The sequence below is a fragment of the Williamsia sp. z34 genome (assembly GCF_059553395.1).
The window spans coordinates 123,183-141,523 of record NZ_JCANWW010000011.1; the positions used below are offsets into that span (position 1 = coordinate 123,183).

The following is an 18,341-nucleotide window of genomic DNA, read 5'->3' on the forward strand; positions in this document are numbered from 1 at the left end:
ATGCTGAAATATCGCGGTGGTCGTCTTGCCCGACACGGTTTCATCGGCGTGGTCCTGATCTGCCTGTTCGTGGCCGTGGGCCTGCAGGGGCAGAAATACATCACCTGGTTCACCTCCTTGCCGTACCAGGCACTGTTCGAAGAGGCCGGTGGTCTGCGGTCGGGGGCCGACGTGGTGCTCTCGGGCGTGAAAGTCGGTACGGTCTCCGAGGTCTCACTGGACAACGGTGACGTCCGGGTCGAGTTCTGGGTGGACGACGGTGTCCGTCTCGGGACCCAGAGCACCGCGCAGATCAAGACGGGGTCGTTGCTGGGCCGGCGGATGCTGACCCTGGACAGCGCCGGTGACGGAGTCCTGCAGCCCTCGGATGTCATCCCACGGTCCCGGACGTCGTCGCCGTATTCGCTGAACGATGCGCTGGGGGATCTGACAACCAACGTCACCTCGATCGACACCGATGCCTTGAACCAATCCCTGGACACGTTGTCGTCGACCATCGATCAGGTTGCGCCGCACCTGGGTCCGACGTTCGAGGGATTGAGCGACCTGTCGCGATCGATCAACAGCCGCAATGATTCGTTGCGTGACCTGCTGAGCAGTACCGGGGAGGTCACCACGATCCTGGCCGAGCGCAGCGACGAACTCAACTCGCTGATCCTCAATGCCGATGCGCTGCTGGGAGTTCTGGTGGACCGGCGCCAGGAGATCGTGGACCTGCTGGCCAACACCTCTGCGGTGGCACAACAATTGTCCGGATTGGTTGCCGACAACGAGGCACAGTTGGCGCCGACCCTGGACCGATTGAACTCCGTCGCAGCGTTGCTCGAGAAGAATCGGGACAACATCGGGCAGGCGTTGCCGGGTCTGGCGAAGGTGTCGCTGACCCAGGGCGAAGCGGTCTCCAGCGGTCCCTTCTACAACGCCTTCGTCGCGAACCTCATCGACGGCCACATGATTCAGCCGTTCATCAACAAGGCGTTCGGAATCGAACCGGGTGTTCCCTTCCCGATCCCGGGTGGACAGATCCCCGTCGGTGGCTCGGCTCGGACTCCGGTGGAGCCGGGCCGATGACCCGTACCCGAATCGCCCGGGCAGTGGTCGCCGTGGTGCTGTTGGCGGTGGTGCTCGCGGGCAGCGTGTTCGTCTACCAGAAGACGTTCGGGCCGAGATCGATCAGCGCGATCTTCACCACCGCAACCGGCATCTATGAGGGTGATGAGGTGCAGGTCGCCGGGGTCAAGGTCGGTTCGGTCACCGGTCTGACACCGCAGGGGACGTCGGTGCGGCTGGACATGAAAGTCGATCGCGGCGTGAAGATCCCGGCCGACGCGCAGGCGATCATCATCGCCCAGAATCTGGTGGCCGACCGGGTTGTCGCGCTCACCCCGGCCTATCGGACCGAGGGGCCGGTCATGCCCGACGATGGCGTCATCCCACTGCAACGGACGGGTGTGCCGATCGAGTGGGACGAGATCAAGACCCAATTGACGCGACTGGCAACAGATCTGGGGCCCGCCGGCGACGTCTCCGGCAGTACGGTCGGCCGGTTCATCGACAGCACCGCCGACGCGATGGACGGCAACGGTGACAAACTCCGACAGACCGTGGATCAACTGTCGGGAGTGGGACGGATCCTGGCCGATGGGAGCGGCGACATCGTCGACATCATCGGCAACCTGCAGACATTTGTGACCACGCTGAGTGACAGCGACGAGCAGATCGTGCGGTTCGAGAACCGTCTGGCGACGCTGTCGAGTGTGCTCGACGAGAGCCGGAGCGATCTCGATGCGGCACTGACCGATCTCTCGGTTGCGGTGGTCGAAGTCCAGCGGTTCGTGGCATCGAACAGCAGCAAGGCGACCGAACAGGTGCAGCGGCTGGTGAACGTGACGCAGAACCTGGTTGATCATCGGGCGGACATCGAGCAGTTGTTGCACGTGTTCCCGACGAGCATGGCCAACTTCTACAACATCTACAACCCCGACACCGGCACGGAGGCAGGGGTGTTCACGTTGAACAATTTCTCCAATCCCATCCAGTTCATCTGCTCGGGTGTCGCGGCGGTGGAGAACCTGACCTCCGAGGAGGGCGCGGAGAAATGCCGTGAGTACCTGGGACCGGTCCTGCCGCTCCTGGCATTCAATTACCTGCCGTTCCCGCTCAATCCCGTGCTCGGACCAACAGCGGATCCGAAGAACATCACCTACACCGAACCGGACCTGGTCCCGGCAAAGACAACACCCAAGAAGCCGGCGGCAGCGACCAATCCACTCGATGCCCTGCTCCTGCCGATCGAAAGACGACCGTCATGACACCCGGACGCCGTAGACGCCGAGGCGCACACCTGCTGATGATCGTCGTGTGTGTGGCGTTGACGGTTGCCGGTTGCAGTTGGCAGGGCGTCAACTCATTGCCGTTGCCCGGCACCGAGGGCCGTGGTTCCGACTCCCAGCTCTTCCACGTCCGGATGGCCGATGTCAGTACGCTGGTGTCGAACTCGCCCGTGATGATCGACGACGTGGTGGTCGGCAGCATCGGGAACATGACCGTCGCCGGTTGGCATGCGGACGTGGAGGTCTGGGTCGAGAAGGGCGTCGTGGTCCCGGGGAACGCACAGGCGCACATCGGTCAGACGAGCCTGCTCGGCTCCAATCACCTTGAACTGAACCCGCCGGTGGGGGTGCCGCCGGCCGGACAGCTGGCCGTGGGCGCCACGATTCCCCTCGACGAGACGGCCACGTATCCGACCACAGAGCAGACGCTCGCGTCGGTCTCCACCATCGTCAACGGCGGTGGTCTCGGGGAGATCGACAACATCATCTCCTCGCTCAACACCGCGTTGAGCGGCCGGGAGGACGCCGTGCGCGACCTGGTCACCCGGCTCGAGGTGTTCGTCGGCGCGCTCGATCAACAGCGCGAGAACATCGTGGCAACGATCACCAACGCCAATCGTCTCGCCGAAACATTTGCCACCCAACGGGATGTCCTCGCCGACGCCTTGCAGGAGATCCCGCCGGCGCTGGAGGTCCTGGTGTCGCAGCGGCCGCAGATCACCACCGCACTCGAGAAACTTCGGGTGTTCAGCGACACCACCACCGGTGTGGTCACGGCGGTGCAGGACGATCTGGTGACAGATCTGGAGAACCTGGCCCCGACCCTGCGGTCCCTGGCCGATGTGGGTCCACAACTGGACGAGGCCATCGCTTACGCAACCGTGTACCCGTACGGACAGAAGACGATCGATCGCGCCGTCCGCGGCGACTACATCAACCTCCACGCCACGGTCGACCTCACGGTCGAACGGTTGCAACGCGAACTCCTCCTGGGTACCCCGCTGGGAGATCCGAACGCGGTTGTCCAGGCCGCGGTCGGTGACCCGGGATATGGCCGCCATGTTCGTGATCCGCTGAGCGCGCCGATCACCGGAGGCGGATCATGATCCTCTCCGGTTTCGTCCGTTTCCAGCTGGTCGCGTTCGCGCTCATGTCCACGGTCGCGATGGTGGTGATGCTGTTCTCGTACATGCAGATTCAGACGCAGCTCGGGGTGGGCCGGATGGTCGTGACCGTGGACCTGCCGGCGGCGGGCGGACTGTACCGATTCGGGAATGTCACCTACCGGGGCGCCGAGGTCGGCAGGGTGGTGTCGGTGGGGTTGACCGACAACGGTGTCCGGGCTTCGCTGTCGATCGACAGCGATGTCCGGATCCCCGCGGATCTGCAGGCACAGGTCCGCAGCATGTCGGCCATCGGCGAACAGTATGTGGACCTGCGGCCCAACACCGATTCGGGGCCGTATCTGCATGACGGATCGGTGATCACCGCCGACAGGACCGAGGTCCCGCAACCCGTCGGACCGATGCTCGACGAGCTCAGCGACCTCATCGGGAGCATCCCGAAGGACAAACTGAACAGCCTCACCGACGAGCTGTACCGGGGGCTCGGGGGACAGCGTTACGAGTTGCAATCGCTCATCGACACATCCTCTGAGCTGGCCGGCGACTTGGGTGAATTGGGGGATACGACAAGGACTCTGATCGAGGATGCGGAACCGTTGCTCTCCTCGCAGGTGCGGTCGGCGGACGCGATCGAGATCTGGAGTCGTTCCCTGGCCGGTGTCACCGATCAGCTGCGGATCAACGATCCGCAGATCCGCGCGATTCTGGCGTCCGGACCGGGCTTCTCGGGCGAGGTGACCGGCCTGCTCGAATCGGTCGAGTTCACGTTGCCGATCTTGTTGGCGAACCTGACCTCGGTGGGTCAGCTCGCGGTCACCTACAACGCGGCTCTGGAGCAATTGCTGGTGCTCCTGCCGCCGTCCATCTCGATGATCCAGGCGGTACAACCCAAGAACAACGCGTCCGGACTCGGTCTGGGTGACTTCCGGATCAGCGGCATCTCCGATCCACCGGCCTGCACGGTCGGCTTCTTACCGCCGGATCAGTGGCGTCCACCGTCGGACACGACCACCATCGACACACCCGAGGGTCTGTACTGCAAGTTGCCGCAGGATTCCGACATCGCCGTGCGGGGTGCCCGGAACATCCCCTGTCTCGGCAAACCTGGTAAGCGCGCGGCAACAGCCGAATTGTGCAACAGCGACGAGGAATTCGTGCCGGTGGCTCCCACCCAGCCGCTGCTGGGCAACTATCCGCCAGATCCGAACCTGCAGGCGCAGGGGATCACGCCCGCTGCGGCGGGCGTGCAGTACTCGCCGACCACGGGCACCTATGTCGGGCCGGATGGGGTGCTGTATCAGCAGACCGACCTTGCGGACTCAGCGCCGCGACCGACCTGGCAGGGCCTGCTACCGCAGGGCTGAGTCAACGGGGACGGAAGTGATCAGACCGGATCGAAAGCCGAGATCTTCCAGGTGCCATCGACTTTGGTCAGCGCGACCCGGACGCTGCTGGCGGTCAATGCCGGATCGGGTTTGTCGGTGCTGGTGGTGGTCTGATTGATGAACACCAGGACCGTTGCCGAGTCTTTGTCGATGTCCGACACGGCGGACCGGACGACATCGGCCTGGGTGTCCACCGAGTTCTCCTGGGCTGCCGGTGCGACGACCTTGTCGGTGAACTCGGTGTAGTAGGTCAAGAACTCGCCGGTGAGATGGGTTTTGGCGGTGGCGAGATCATCGCTGAGTGTGTCGGGTGAGTACGACAGCAGTGCCACGGTGCCGGAACCGGCTGCCGCGATCGCGGATTCCTTTGCGCCTGAATCGGAGTGCTTGTCCGGGGCGTACAGGAAGAAGTATGCGGCAGCGGCGGTGATCAACGATGCGACCACCAGCAGGACAAGTGCCACGGTACTGAGTCCGGGCCTCGATCCGATACCCGGTAACGAGCGAAACCGTGACGGCAAGTGGCGCGCCGACTGTTGGTTCTCCGGGTCGGCGACGTCCGGACCGGGGTGCTCTTTGGTCAGGGTCACCGTTTTGCTTGATTCGTTCATGGGACGAACTCGACTTTCGACATCTTCAGTTCCCCGTCGGCTCTGGTCACGGTGACACTGAGCCGCCAGGCCCGGGATTCTTCCTTGGCGCCGGCGGCATTGGTGACCTCGGAGGTCGCTGCCACCAGCACCACCGCCGAATCGTCTGTCATCGACTCGACGGCCGAAGCGTTGACCTGCCCCTTGGTGGTGACCTGCGACTGCTGGACCACGCTGGTGAAATCATCGGCGCGCGTCTGGAATTCGGTGAAGAAGGCGCCGGTCGAGTTGTCCAGCACTCGTTGGACATCGGCCTGTGCCTGATTGAAGTCCAGCGAGGTGAGCGTGACCACGCCTTGCCGCGCCGCTGCGTCGAACTCGGCTTCGAGATCCTGTGTGTCGGCCACCTCTCGGTGTTGCCAGACGAAATACCCACTGACGCTCAGCGCTGCGACGATCACCACGACCGCAAGCACCATTGCGGTGAGCCTCTTGCCCGGCCGACGGAGTCGGAGCCGCGACCGTAACGTGCGGGATGGCTTCTGCGCGGCATCGGCATCATCGTCCGGCTCGACATCAGGCGGATCAGCTGTGGCCGTGCCGGTTGCATCGGCGGCATCGTCCGTCGCGGCCGGTGTTTCGATCGGGGCCGGCTCGGGCTCGGGCTTGGGCTCGGGTTCCGACTCGGACTCGCGTCGTAGTCGGGCGGCTCGGGCGCGGGCACGTGCCGCGACCGCGCTGGCCTCGGCGGCTTCGGCGAGTGCTTCGGCTTCCAGAACTGCCAGATCGGTGGTATCGGCTTTGCTCATCGTGCCCTCCCGGCGGGCCTCGGCTCTTCGGTGGTGAACGGGTTGATCGGGCTCGGGCGGATGGTCATGCGGCCGGTTGCCCGGCACTGCTGTGGAACACCTCGGTGTAATCGACCATGTCACCGGGTAGGGCCGCCGCGGTCAGCGCGTGCGACTTGAAGGCCTGCGCGGCGAAGCTCAATCGGTGGACAACGGTGTCGGAGCCGGAGGCGGAATCGAGCGGCCACCGATCGCCCCAGAAAGACACCTCTACGTTGCCACCCGCGAGCGCCTTCACCACGCCTCCGTGAATCCGGTCATCGCTCGTGAACAGATCGGCGGCTATGGCAAGAGCCTGCGGACGGCGGCCCAGACCGCCGGTGGCAAGGGCTTTTTCGAGGTCGGCGACATCTGCACCGAGGATCTGCACCGGCCGGGTGTCGCATCGGTCGGTGAGTATCACGGTGACGTCCCAGCCGGCCATCACCCGGTCGTATACGAGTCCTCCGGCGTGCTGGACCACGTCGGTGATGCTGCGGGCCACGACATTGAGCTGGTATCTCATCGGATTGACTCCTCGGTGCCGGACGTGGGCTGCAGAATGGGCACGACGGTGTCGACCGCCAGGGAAATCTGTTCTCGGACATCCGAATCCGGGGTTGCCGCCCAGTGTCCGAAACCGCATGTCAACGCGCCGATGAGTGCGGCTGCGCGGGTCTCCCACACGATCGGCTCCGCGTTCTCGGCGTCGACCCCGGCGGCGGTACGCAGGATGTCGGCCAGTGGCGGCATCATCCGCTGGGTGGTCACGTGGAGAAAACGGGACATCTCGCGTTCGGTGGTCGCCATGTGCAAGAGCTCACGGTTCTCCTCGTTCGCATCGACGGTCGCTCCGCAGGCGGCGTCGAGGATCGCCTCCCGCAGCGGCATTCGTTCCAGATTGGCGACGAAGTACGTCATCAGGTCCTCGGAGCGAAGCGCGACGGTCTCGGCGAAGAGTTGGCTCTTGCTCCCGTAGTGCCGGTACAGACTGCGTGGAGAGACGCCGGCGAGGGCGGCAATCGCGCCCATGGTTGTTGCCTCGTATCCGTGGATTCGGAATGCGGCCAGTGCGGCGTCAACGATTGCGCGCCGGGTCTTTTCGGCACGTTCCTCGGTGGATCGGGGCTGGTACCGGGGCAGTTCCGCACTGCCGGGTGTGGCGGAGATCACATGGCATAGTGTGCCACTGGCAGACTGTGCCACACAAGGGGCAATTCACTTCGCGGTTCTGCCGGACCCGGTTGCTCGTGCCTCTGTCATCTCGATGATCGCGTGTGCGGGGCAGTCCATGAGAGCGCGCATGACCTGATCGCGGTCGGCAGGCGGGACCTCACCGTTTCCGACGAGGGATGCGTAGCCCCAGTCGTCGAGCGAAAAGTATTCGGGCGCATGCCTTGCGCAGGTGCCGAATCCGTCGCAGAGCGTGCGGTCCAGGCGAATCCTCACAGTCCTTCTCCGTTCTCTGCTGCGAATGGCCGCCGGGCCCGATAGGGCGAGGCGTCGCAGGTGGCGCACCGTCCGGATCGGTGACGGTCCACTCCGTCCGGAAAGAAGGCCAGCAGGGTGCCTGCGACGTTGGTGGCGGCGTCCAGCGTCGCGCAGGCACCGCGTCCGCGGAGAACCACCGACCACCGCTGCAGGCGGGCGAGATCGTCCTTGCCCGCCACACCATCGCGGAGGGCATCGAGGACAGCCGACATCGCCGCGGTGCCGTTGAAACACGACCCGCACTGTCCGGCGTTCTCCCGATCGAAGTAGCTCATCACCGACGCTGCGACCGCGACCGGACATTCGTCGGTGAGCAGCGAGACGGCGCCGCAACCGAGTCCGCCGCCGAGTGCACGGACGCTGTCGTGATCGAGGTTGCCGCCCAGGACGTCTCGATTCAGGAGCCCACCGAAATAACCACCCATGAGCACGCCGCGAACCCGGTCCGGTGCCACGCCGTGCAGCGCCAGCAGGTCGGTGACCGGCAGTCCGTGCGGGATCTCGTACAGGACGGCCGGTGTGCCGGCGCCGGTGACCGTGGCCAGAAACGTGCCGGGCGAGGTGGTGGTCCCGATGGTCCGGAACGCCGCGCCCCCAGAACGCTCGATATACGTGATGTGTGCCAGTGTCTCGACATTGCTGACGAGCGTCGGCATCTGACCGACGCCCTGTTCGAACGGACGGGGCGGCTTGTCGCTCGGCTTGGCCGGTCCGCCGTTGATGGCGCGAATCGCAGCGGTCTCTTCGCCGGCCACGTATCCGGGCTCGACGGTGAACACGGAGAGTTCGAGGTCTCCGAGCAGGCCGGCGGCGTCGATCAGCGCGCGGTCCATGGTGGCGGCCGCGTCGCGGTCGGAAACGTAGACGTGGCCCCGATGCGCGCCGACGATGCTGGCCACCAACCGGAGTCCGTCGAGGATCAGGTGGGGGCGGTGTCGCATCAACCAGCGGTCTTTGACCGAAGCGGGCTCGCCCTCTTCACCATTGGCGACGACGATGGCCTCGCCTGCGCGTCGACCGTGATCGCGGACCGACCGCAGTTTGATGCCCATCGGAAATCCGGCACCGCCGCGACCGCGCAGCCCCGACTCGTCCACCTCGCGCAGCAGGGTGTCCGGGCTGTCGAGCGGCCGGTACCCACCGCCACGGCGGTAGTCGGTCAGATCCTCGATCTCGGTGGATCCACGACCGGCGTGCAGGAGGCGCGGCGCGAGCCCGGGTGCGACCACCGTCTCGATCTGTGTCGGGCGGCCGGTCGGCACATCGGTGGGGGTGGTGCTCATGTCCCTCGATTCTCTTGGCCGCGTTGGGGTATCCGTCGACCGTCACCACAATCCGCGGCTAGGCTCACCCGCATGAGAACGGCAGTGCTACGGATCAACGTCGATCCCGACGGTGTGCTCACCGGGCGGCAGCTATCCGATGGCATGGCGCAACTCCGTTCCGGTGCGGCACATCTGGGTGCCGAGCTGATCGACATCGATCTCGTGTCGGCCGCGGCCGGCCGTCGCGAGATCGAGCTCCTGATGTCCGGGGACGACCCCGACGTTCTGCATCGGCAAGGACTCGAGTTGTGCGAGCGCGTGTTCCGGGTGGCTCCGCGTGCCGGGGTGGTGACCTTCATCAGCCGGGGAACCGACGACGATGCCCACGGCGTGCTCGCCGGCTTCGGGCTGACCGCCGACATCGAGAGAACACCCGGACCTGATGGTTGGGATGTGGTGGTCGTCCACATCCCGGAGAGTGATCTCGACCGGATTCCGGAGAGCCGCATACATACCGCGCTCGAGGCCTCCCTCAACTGCGAGGTCCACATCCGGCCGGTGTGAGCGCACCGCTCCGCGGCTCATGAGTCGGCCAGGAACTTCAGGATCGCCGGAGCGGCCTGGACCCAGGTGTCGAACATGTTGAAGCCGTTGGATCTACCCGACGCGCGGTCTTCCATCGCACGTTCCCAGGCATCTTCGGGCCACGGTGGACCGATCAGGACGGAACCTCTGATCAGGCAGCTGACCTCCAGCGAGGTGCGTTTGGGATGGTCGAGGTCGTTCTCCCCGCCCCGGATGATGAGGGTGGGAACGGTGATGCGGTCGAACAACTCGTCTTCGACTCCGGGGATCGTCTGGCCCGGCTTCGAGACGTAGCTGCCGAGCCACCGCAGCGAGAGTTTCACGAACTCGTCCGGGTCGAGGTCGAGCAATCGCTGCTTGTTGGCCGGATTCTCCTCGATCCGGTCACGCCATTCGCGGAGCCGAAGCAAACCTTCGGCGCCGAGTCCGCGGACTGCCTGCAGGCTCGGAAGTACATAGTGCGCACCGAGATTGAACGTTCCGTAGATACCACCGACGATGTTCCACAGGGCCAGTTTGCTCACCAGTTCCGGGTAGAGAATGGTCAGCACCATCGAGTCCCGGGCGCCGCCGGATCCGCCGGCGAGTATGCACGGCCGGCGACCGAGCCCGTTCAGTAGTTTCGCGAGTGTCTCGGCGCGCATGTGGGATTCGGACCGGCCATAGAACTGGACGTCGGAGGCTCCGCAGTTCGGGCGATCCCACAGCAGGACGGAGTAGCCACCGTCGACGAGTGCCTGAGCCAGCGGGCGCAGGCCCGGGATGTCTTTGCCGAACCTGCCACCCGGGGTCAGGACGATGAGTTCGTCCGAGGTACCGAGGATTTCGTAGACGACGTTGCCGCCGTTGATTTCCATGACGGATGGACTGGACAACGTTTCTCCCGTGCTCATGCGGTGACGAGCACGTCGTCGCCGACGACCCGCACCGGGTAGGTCCGGATGCTCCACTCGGGCTTCACCGCGGTTGTCCCGGTGGACAATTCGAAGCCCCACTGATGCCAGGGGCAGTAGATGAACTCCAGGTCGCGGACCATCACCGCATCGCCAGGCACACTGTCGTCGACGATGGTGCGCCCGCGGGCCCGGCCGGAACACAGCGGACCGCCTTCGTGGGGGCAGTAGTTGGCGATGGCGTAGAAGGTGCCGCCGACGTTGTAGACACCGACACCGTGACGCCCGATCGGGACAACCTTCGATGAACCCGGCGGGATCTCGGCCACCGTGGCGACCACGTGCTCACGTCCCTGCGCGAGTCGGGGCGGTGTGGGATCGGCCGGTGTTGTCTCCTCGGACATCTCAGAACACCCTGACCTGATGGTCGAGGGCCGGGACGAACTCCGGGAGGTGGTAGGTCTCGATGCCGTTGCGGAACATGACCGCCTCGCGGGCATGCCGGGGGAGGTGCTTGACCAGCCAGCGGGGGTCGTCGAACGTCCAGTGCGGATAGTCCGAGGAGAACAGCAGGATCTTGTCGGCCTCCATCCACTCGAAGGCGCGGGTCAGTTCGGTCTTGTCCTCCGGGTAGTCCAGCGGCTGGGTGGTGAACTTGATGTGTTCCTTCACGTACTCGGACGGCTTGCGGGTGATCGACATGAACGACTTGCGGGCCTGGAAGATTGCATCCATCCGCCACATCAGCGGCAGGATCCATGTGAACGCGTGCTCGACGAACACCACTCGCAGCGCCGGGAACCGATCGAAGACCCCGTCGAAGATCAGGCTCATGATCTGGTTCGCGGCCAGGAGGGAGTAGGTGACCATGAAATCGTGGTTGTAACTCGGGAACCCCACCGGCGGCATGGGCATCGTCTCGAACGCGCCGCGGCCCAGATGGCAGCTGACCGGGAGGTCGTATTTGACCGCGGTCGCCCACACCGGGTCGTTGGCGGGATTACCCCAAGCCGGGCGTGGTTCGGCCTTGATGAGGATCTGGGCCATGTACTCGTGCCCGGCCCACTTCTCGATTTCCCGGACGGCGGCCGCGGGATCGTCGATGCCGGCGCAGATCGAACCCCGCCAGCGCTGGTGCCAGTTGTTGTGGGAGTCGAGCCAGTGGGCGTCCAACCAGCTGTTGACGCCGGTCGCCAGCGCCGCGGTGGTTTCGGGGAGCCGCGTGGCCTTGACGGACGGTTCCAGGATCGCGATGTCCGAACCCGCATCGATGATCAGCTGACGAAAGGCCAACTCGGGGTCGCTGCCGGGAAACTCCCCGTCCGCCGGGAACGAGTCGACCCGCATCGCGTAGGAGTGCGCGTAGTCGGGCGCGTCGTAGATGATCGTGTCCCCGACCCGGTGGCTCAGGAAGTACTCGCTGCGGTACGGCTCCGGGATGTGGTCGATCAGCTCGCCGCGCCGCGGAACGGGGTGGACGTCGGAGTCGACAACCCGGACCGGGGTCATCTCGGTATCGGGTGTGGGCTCCCGGATCTCGCTGGTGGTCATGGCTTCTCCTTCACGCGGTCCCTGGTGCGGTCAGTGCGGCCGAGACGTCGATGCCGTAGAGCGAGGCGGCGTTTTGCCAGCAGAGCTTCTCGCGTTGTTCGACACTCAACGAGTCAGGCAATGCCTCCAATGAGTTGCAGTGCCAATGGGGATAGCTCGACCCGAACATCACCATGTCGTCTTTTCCGGTGTAGCCGAACCACTCTCCGGCGAAGTCGGTGTTGCCGGGACCATCGATGCTGCTCTGTACGAAGTGGACGTGCCCGGGTAGGTAATCGCTGGGCATGCGTGGAGCCCACGGCGTCTGCTCGAGATGCGGGCGGCCGAACGTGTCCATCCGCCAGATGAAGGGGGTGAGCAGGTCGGCGCCGCCGTCGGCCCAGACGAACTTCAATCCCGGAATCCGTTCGAAAACGCCCTCCGCGATCATGTTCATCAGGTGATAGATGTAGTTCAGGTCCATGAAACCCAGGTACTGCTCGTACGTCCGGGCATGACCCGATGGGGTCGGGGGAAACGCGATGCTCTCGCCGGTCTCGATATGAACTGCCACCGGCAGGTCGGCGTCCGCCGCGGCCTCCCAGATCGGCCAGAACTGCGGTTTGCCGTACAGCTCGCGCGACTGCAGCGGGACACCGAGCTGGACCACCCTCGGATGATCTTTCCAGCGGTCGATTTCGCGGAGCGCCCCGGTGACATCCTCGGGATTGACCCGGATCGTTCCCCGGAAGTGATCCCCGAACTCTGCCGACTCCAGCCAGCGCGACACCATCATCTGGTTGTGGGCGGACAGCACCGCACTGGTCAGGTGCCGGTCCGGAAGGATGCCGCGGGTCATCGGGTGCAGGACGGCGACATCGACACCGCGGTCGACGAACAGGTGCTCTGCGACCAGCGCCGGGTCTGAGCCCGGGTACCCGCGGCCCGGACCACGGGTGCCGGGCGCATACTCACCGCCGGGCGCACCGTACCAATCCATCTCGGCGTCGGGGATGCCGCGGCTCTTGAAAGGCTCTCGCAGGAAACTGCGCATGTCTTTGTTCGAGGTGAAGAAGATGTGCACGCTGGCGTCGATGACTGGCGTGGTGGTGCCGTCCGGGTTGACCCTCATCGTTGGCTCTTCTCCCGGGCCGTGGTGACCGGTGCGGCGAGTTCTTGTTCAGCACACAGTATTTGGAGTTTGGCGAGGGTCTCATCCAGGCCCGGGCCGAGTTTGGGACCCGGCGTGAACGTCGCAGGTAGGTGGCGCATGCCCTGGATGACACCGATGGTGTCGTAGTGGACGGCCGCACCGGGATCACACGTGTAGTCGGGCATGCGATCGAGTACCGCGAGGAGCATCGACTTGAAAACCGTTCGTGCGACGTTGGATCCGATGCAGCGGTGGATCCCGAGGCCGAAGCTGTAGTGCCGGTTGGCGCCACGGTCGAGTTGGATGGTGTTCGGTTCGGGGAAGACATCGGGATCCCGGTTGGCCATCGCCCACGAAAGCCACAGCCGCTCGCCCTCTTTGAGATCAGCACCGGCGAAGGTGCAGTCACTCGAGATGGTTCGTCCGTCGCCGGGCGCCGGGGTGAAGTAACGCAGGAACTCCTCGGTGGCCGGATTCAGGAGGTCCTCGCGATCATCGCTGAGACGGGTCCGCTCGGCCGGATTCTCCGAGAGCCACTCGAGGGCATGTGCGGTCAGGGCTGTGGTGGTGTCGAACCCACCGCCGATGATCAACCCGAGCATTCCGAGCACTTCGAGCTCCGGTGCCGGCTCCCCGTCGATCCGCATGTCGACCAGCGCCTGGATCAGGCCGGGGCGTGGGTTCTCCCGGATCTCGGCCACGTTGGCCATCAGGTCCAGGCTCATCTCCTGATACAACTCGAAGACTCGTACCGCCTCGGGGGAGTTGACCGGGGTGTATACCGAGGCGTGCACCGGTTCGCAGTAGAGGGACCACTTGTCCAGTGGCACACCGAGCATGGCCAGGGTCAGGACGGCAGGCACCACATTGGCCAGGTCGTCCACGAAATCTATTGTCCCGCTTTCGATTTTTTCGTCGATGCTGGCGTCGACCACTTCTTTGATGAACGGTTCCCATCGCTTCACCGCCGCGGGCGAGAGATACGGGTTGAGGATCTGGCGGTAGTGGTGGTGCTCGGGCTCGTCCATCTCGAGCATGCCGCCCCGGGCGATCATCTCGTGCTCGGGTGTGGGAATGCTGATCCCCTTGTACCCCTTGCGAATTCCGTTGAGGTCGTTGTCGTTCGACACGAACGGGGAGCGCGCGAGCTCGAAGACCTCGTTGTTACCTGCGGCCACCCAATGCCCGTTGTAGGTTTCGGTCCAGGCGAGCGGGCACTTCTGATGCATCTCGGAGGTGATCGACTCGAACTGGAGCCGGTACTCGGGGGTGTGGCGATCGAAGTGCAAGCCGTTCCGCGTTGTCGGGCCTCCGGTGGGTTGCTCTGTCGATTGTTCGGCGCTCACGGTGAGATGTCCTTCCTTACGTCACAGTGTCGAATGTGACCGGGCGGGGTGCGATGATGCCAGGGTGTTCGAGGAGTCCGTCGCGGTCGACGTCTTCCCTTCAATCCCGTCCCCTTCGCCGATCAGATCTATTCGTAAAACACCGATCTGTTCGTTTCGGTAACTTTTATCGAAGGGCCTCGGGCCGAAGCCGCCCCGGTATCAGGAATGCTATTTCATTCCGTAAGAACGATCTTGTGGTTTGCGAGAATGCTACTCTACGGTCGATTCTGCAACAAGGCTTTTGGTCATCCGTGACCGGCTGGGCAGGGGGTGGGTGAGCCCCGCCGGAAAGCGCTGATTTCAGCCGATATTGGGACATTCGTACTGAATTCATCCGTCCGTGGTCGGTCGTCTCGGGCCCACCCGGCGAAAGTCTCGACACAAGGAGTGGAGCGTCGATGATGCGGGAGATCCCAGGCGATGTGCGCGCTCGCTACGTGGCCGAAGGGTGGTGGAACGGACAGACCATCGGGCAGATGCTGGACTCGGGCTTGGCCCACACCAAGGACCTGTCGTTCACCGTGCATTCCGACGCCCGACCGTGGTCGGGGACCTTTGCCGACGTCGAATCGATCGCCCGCCGGCTCGCCGGCGGTCTCCGCTCGCGCGGCGTCGGACCGGGTGACGTGGTGGCGTTTCAACTGCCGAACTGGATGGAGGCCGCCGCCACCTTCTGGGCATCGAGCCTGCTCGGCGCGGTCGTCGTGCCGATCGTCCACATCTACGGACGCCGCGAGGTCGAGTACATCCTGGCGGTCGCGCAGCCGGCGGTCTTCATCACCGCAGAGCGATTCGGCCGGCTGGTCCATGAGCCGGACGTTGCGGCCGGCGTACCCATCGTGGGTCTGGTCGGCCGCGACTTCGACGATCTGTTGGCCGACGAGCCGATGGCCGGTGCGGTTCCGGTCGATCCGGACGGCCCGGCGCTCATCGCATTCACCTCGGGGACGACCAGCGCGCCCAAAGGGGTGATCCACAGTCATCAGACACTCGGCTGCGAGACCCGTCAGTTGGTGGCCCAGAACACCCAGGACACCGGCGCTGCGCTGACGGCAACCCCGGTGGGCCACTTCATCGGGATGGTCGGTGCGCTCCTCATCCCGGTGCTCAATCGTCGGCCGGTGAACCTCATGGATGTCTGGGACCCGGGCCGGGCGCTGGCGTTGATGCAGCGCGACGGCTTGTCGGTGGGCGGCGGGCCACCGTACTTCGTGACCAGCCTGCTCGATCACCCCGACTTCACCGCTGAACATCTCGCCCACGTTCGGTATGTCGGTCTCGGTGGGGCCGCGGTGTCCCCGGCGCTCATGCAACGCCTCACCGGCCTCGGAATAGTCGCGTTCCGCGCGTACGGGAGCACCGAACATCCGTCGATCACCGGCTCCCCGTTCGACGCCCCGCAGCGACACCGGCTGATGACCGACGGCCGTCCCATGCCCGGCGTGGAGGTCCGGGTGGACCGCGACGGGGAGATCCTCAGCCGCGGTCCGGACCTGTTCGCGGGGTACACCGACGACACGCTGACCGCGTCGGCATTCGACGGTGACGGGTGGTACCGGACGGGCGACATCGGGGTGATCGACGACGACGGGTGCCTGACGATCACCGACCGAAAAGCGGACATCATCATTCGGGGTGGGGAGAACATCAGTGCCCTCGAACTCGAAGAAGTGCTCCTGCGGATGCCTGCGGTGGCCGAGGCCGCAGTGATTGCCGTCCCTGATCGGCGGCTCGGTGAGCACGCTGCCGCCGTTATCCGGGTCCGCGACGGATACGAACTCCCGGACATGGAAAATATCCGTTCGCATTTCGCCGAATGTGGGGTTGGCCGCCATAAATGGCCCGAACAAATAGCCGAATTGGCCGACTTTCCCAGGACCCCGAGTGGAAAAGTACAAAAGCATCTGATTCGTCGCCGGAATCTATTTCACACGCAGCAAACGCAGTGATCATGACGACGGCATCGGCGCCATTGTCGCCGACCATCTGAGAGGACATCTCGTGCCAGACATTCCCGATCGTCCGGTCGGCGAGCGCACCGCCGGAACGGAACCAGTGTCATATGACCGCGAGGTCGACGTCCTCGTCCTGGGGACGGGCGCCGCCGGGATGACGGCGGCGTTGTCCGCCGCGCACGCCGGTGCCTCGGTGGCCATCTACGACAAGGCGGCAACCGTCGGCGGCACGAGTGCGGTCTCGGGTGGGATCGCCTGGATCCCGGCGCATCACCGCAGTCCCGATGGCGAACTGACCATCGCCGACGCCCTGAGCTATCTGCGGGCGCAGTCGCTGGACTCGATGGATGACGACCTCGTCGAGGACTTCGTCCGCACCGGGGAGACGATGGTCGACTTCGTCGAGGCGCACAGCGCGCTCCGGTTCGAGATCGCCGACGGGTTCCCGGACTACAAACCGGAACTGCCCGGTGGCCGGCCGTCGGGTGGGCGTTCGCTGAGCCCGATCCCCTTCGATCTCAATCGACTGGGGGAGTGGAAGAATCGGATCACCACCTTTCCCGCCGATTGGAGCAACGTCGGATTTGATGCCGAGACCAGGGCCAGACTCAATGCATCGGTGGATGTTTCGGATTCGTCGAACATCTGCGTCGCCGGGGCCGCCCTGATCGGTGGGTTGCTCCGAGGATTACTCGATGTCGGGGTCGTCCCCGAGACCGGTGCCCGCGCACGTCGGCTCATCACCGAATCCGGGCGGGTGGCCGGCGCCCAGATGGTGCAGGGCGACAAGGAGTTTGCGGTCCGGGCCCGCCGCGGAGTGATCTTGGCGACCGGAGGTTTCGAATGGGATCCCGGGCTGGTCAAGGCGTACCTTCGAGGTCCGATGCACGGTCCGGTATCACCCCCGAACGGCACCGGCGACGGGTTGCGGATGGCGATGGCGCTCGGCGCCGACCTCGGGAACATGAGTGAGGCCTGGTGGGTCCCGATCGTCCGGATCCCGGGTGATCTGATCGAGGGCAGACCACGAAGCCGAAGCGTTCGGCTCGAGCGGACCCGCCCGCGCAGCATCATGGTCAACCGTGCCGGTGAGCGTTTTGTCAACGAGGCGTCCGAATACAATTCGATGGCCGGAGCGTTCCATTATCTGGACCCCAAAGGTGGTTACGTCAACGATCCCGGGTGGATCGTGTTCGACGCGTTGCATTTCAAGCGATTCGGTTTCTTGGGGGTTGATCCGAAAGATGCGGTTCCGGAATGGTTTTCGGAATCGGAGGATTTACGTGAACTCGCAACGAAGGTGGGAATCGATTCTGCCGGGTTGGAGAAAACGGTGGCGGAGTGGAATCGGAATGTCGCCACCGAGACCGATCCCGACTTCGGCCGGGGCTCGAGTGCCTACGACGGATGGTGGGGCGACGAGAATGCGCCGACCGTCGCCGGGCGCACCCTCGGCCCACTCGACACCGGACCCTTCTATGCCGTCCCGGTGACAGTGGGCGCGATGGGTACCAAGGGTGGGCCGCGGACCGATCGTGATGCGCGGGTCCTGCATGTCGACGGCGGGGTGATCGACGGGCTCCATGCGGTCGGCAACGCCATGGCGGGGGTGACCGGACGCGCGTACGGCGGTGCCGGTGGAACTATCGGACCCGGCATGGTCTGGGGGCTTCGTGCAGGTCACCGCGCTGCAACCGGGGCATCGCTATAGGCGGACGCTGCCGGATTCGCCCGGTTTCGGCAGAGCCGTGCGCGGCGCGGCCGCCCGGGTGTTGATAATCTCGCACTCAGTAGGCACCCCCTGCCGGCGCACCCGCGTCCG

18 protein-coding genes are annotated in these 18,341 nt (G+C 64.9%); 7 read left to right on the forward strand and 11 right to left on the reverse strand.

All coding sequences use genetic code 11. The features are described 5' to 3' along the window. Genes AC51GT_RS22650 through AC51GT_RS22665 form a run of 4 tightly spaced genes read left to right on the forward strand, consistent with a single transcriptional unit; the run spans nucleotide 1 to nucleotide 4,821 of the window. Entirely contained in the window at nucleotides 1-1,071 is a 1,071-nt protein-coding gene (locus AC51GT_RS22650) for an MCE family protein (protein ID WP_496327318.1), read from the forward strand. Next, complete coding sequence (locus AC51GT_RS22655) at nucleotides 1,068-2,312, forward strand: MCE family protein (RefSeq protein ID WP_496330231.1); 1,245 nt, start codon at nucleotides 1,068-1,070, stop codon at nucleotides 2,310-2,312. The genes AC51GT_RS22650 and AC51GT_RS22655 overlap by 4 nt, the downstream gene beginning before the upstream one ends. Then, nucleotides 2,309-3,439: an MCE family protein gene (locus AC51GT_RS22660; protein ID WP_496330232.1), complete on the forward strand. Its 1,131-nt coding sequence runs from the start codon at nucleotides 2,309-2,311 to the stop codon at nucleotides 3,437-3,439. The genes AC51GT_RS22655 and AC51GT_RS22660 overlap by 4 nt, the downstream gene beginning before the upstream one ends. Next, nucleotides 3,436-4,821, forward strand: coding sequence for an MCE family protein (locus AC51GT_RS22665; RefSeq protein ID WP_496330233.1), 1,386 nt, complete (start codon nucleotides 3,436-3,438; stop codon nucleotides 4,819-4,821). Before AC51GT_RS22660 ends, AC51GT_RS22665 begins: the two co-directional genes overlap by 4 nt. Nucleotides 4,822-4,841: 20 nt before the next feature. Here AC51GT_RS22665 and AC51GT_RS22670 read toward each other — a convergent pair whose 3' ends face one another. From AC51GT_RS22670 to AC51GT_RS22695, 6 genes are all read right to left on the reverse strand, one after another. Further along, entirely contained in the window at nucleotides 4,842-5,453 is a 612-nt protein-coding gene (locus tag AC51GT_RS22670; protein ID WP_496330234.1) for an Rv1363c family protein, read from the reverse strand. Further along, on the reverse strand, nucleotides 5,450-6,241 hold the full coding sequence (locus AC51GT_RS22675) for an Rv1363c family protein (RefSeq protein ID WP_496330235.1): 792 nt from the start codon (nucleotides 6,239-6,241) through the stop codon (nucleotides 5,450-5,452). Before AC51GT_RS22675 ends, AC51GT_RS22670 begins: the two co-directional genes overlap by 4 nt. 64 nt (nucleotides 6,242-6,305) lie before the next feature. Continuing rightward, nucleotides 6,306-6,785, reverse strand: coding sequence for a hypothetical protein (locus AC51GT_RS22680; protein ID WP_496330236.1), 480 nt, complete (start codon nucleotides 6,783-6,785; stop codon nucleotides 6,306-6,308). Then, a complete protein-coding gene (locus AC51GT_RS22685; RefSeq protein ID WP_496330237.1) occupies nucleotides 6,782-7,432 on the reverse strand; it encodes a TetR/AcrR family transcriptional regulator in 651 nt (216 codons plus the stop codon). The genes AC51GT_RS22680 and AC51GT_RS22685 overlap by 4 nt, the downstream gene beginning before the upstream one ends. 45 nt (nucleotides 7,433-7,477) lie before the next feature. Then, nucleotides 7,478-7,708: a ferredoxin gene (locus AC51GT_RS22690; protein ID WP_496330238.1), complete on the reverse strand. Its 231-nt coding sequence runs from the start codon at nucleotides 7,706-7,708 to the stop codon at nucleotides 7,478-7,480. Further along, nucleotides 7,705-9,033, reverse strand: coding sequence for an NADH-ubiquinone oxidoreductase-F iron-sulfur binding region domain-containing protein (locus tag AC51GT_RS22695; RefSeq protein WP_496330239.1), 1,329 nt, complete (start codon nucleotides 9,031-9,033; stop codon nucleotides 7,705-7,707). The genes AC51GT_RS22690 and AC51GT_RS22695 overlap by 4 nt, the downstream gene beginning before the upstream one ends. Nucleotides 9,034-9,105: 72 nt before the next feature. Between AC51GT_RS22695 and AC51GT_RS22700 the strand changes: the two genes are divergently transcribed. Next, nucleotides 9,106-9,579: a hypothetical protein gene (locus AC51GT_RS22700; RefSeq protein WP_496330240.1), complete on the forward strand. Its 474-nt coding sequence runs from the start codon at nucleotides 9,106-9,108 to the stop codon at nucleotides 9,577-9,579. A 17-nt stretch (nucleotides 9,580-9,596) separates the two neighbouring features. Here AC51GT_RS22700 and AC51GT_RS22705 read toward each other — a convergent pair whose 3' ends face one another. Genes AC51GT_RS22705 through AC51GT_RS22725 form a run of 5 tightly spaced genes read right to left on the reverse strand, consistent with a single transcriptional unit; the run spans nucleotide 9,597 to nucleotide 14,522 of the window. Beyond that, nucleotides 9,597-10,493, reverse strand: coding sequence for an alpha/beta fold hydrolase (locus AC51GT_RS22705; protein ID WP_496330241.1), 897 nt, complete (start codon nucleotides 10,491-10,493; stop codon nucleotides 9,597-9,599). Beyond that, entirely contained in the window at nucleotides 10,490-10,897 is a 408-nt protein-coding gene (locus AC51GT_RS22710; RefSeq protein WP_496330242.1) for a Rieske (2Fe-2S) protein, read from the reverse strand. The genes AC51GT_RS22705 and AC51GT_RS22710 overlap by 4 nt, the downstream gene beginning before the upstream one ends. 1 nt (nucleotide 10,898) lies before the next feature. After that, nucleotides 10,899-12,044: an amidohydrolase family protein gene (locus AC51GT_RS22715; protein ID WP_496330243.1), complete on the reverse strand. Its 1,146-nt coding sequence runs from the start codon at nucleotides 12,042-12,044 to the stop codon at nucleotides 10,899-10,901. Nucleotides 12,045-12,054: 10 nt separating this feature from the next. Continuing rightward, nucleotides 12,055-13,155: an amidohydrolase family protein gene (locus AC51GT_RS22720; protein WP_496330244.1), complete on the reverse strand. Its 1,101-nt coding sequence runs from the start codon at nucleotides 13,153-13,155 to the stop codon at nucleotides 12,055-12,057. Further along, a complete protein-coding gene (locus AC51GT_RS22725) occupies nucleotides 13,152-14,522 on the reverse strand; it encodes a cytochrome P450 (RefSeq protein ID WP_496330245.1) in 1,371 nt (456 codons plus the stop codon). Before AC51GT_RS22725 ends, AC51GT_RS22720 begins: the two co-directional genes overlap by 4 nt. 443 nt (nucleotides 14,523-14,965) lie before the next feature. On the opposite strand from AC51GT_RS22725, the gene AC51GT_RS22730 reads away from it, so the two are divergent. Next, nucleotides 14,966-16,513, forward strand: coding sequence for an AMP-binding protein (locus tag AC51GT_RS22730; protein WP_496330272.1), 1,548 nt, complete (start codon nucleotides 14,966-14,968; stop codon nucleotides 16,511-16,513). Nucleotides 16,514-16,619: 106 nt separating this feature from the next. Then, a complete protein-coding gene (locus AC51GT_RS22735) occupies nucleotides 16,620-18,230 on the forward strand; it encodes an FAD-dependent oxidoreductase (protein ID WP_496330273.1) in 1,611 nt (536 codons plus the stop codon). The last annotated feature ends 111 nt before the right edge of the window (nucleotides 18,231-18,341 follow it).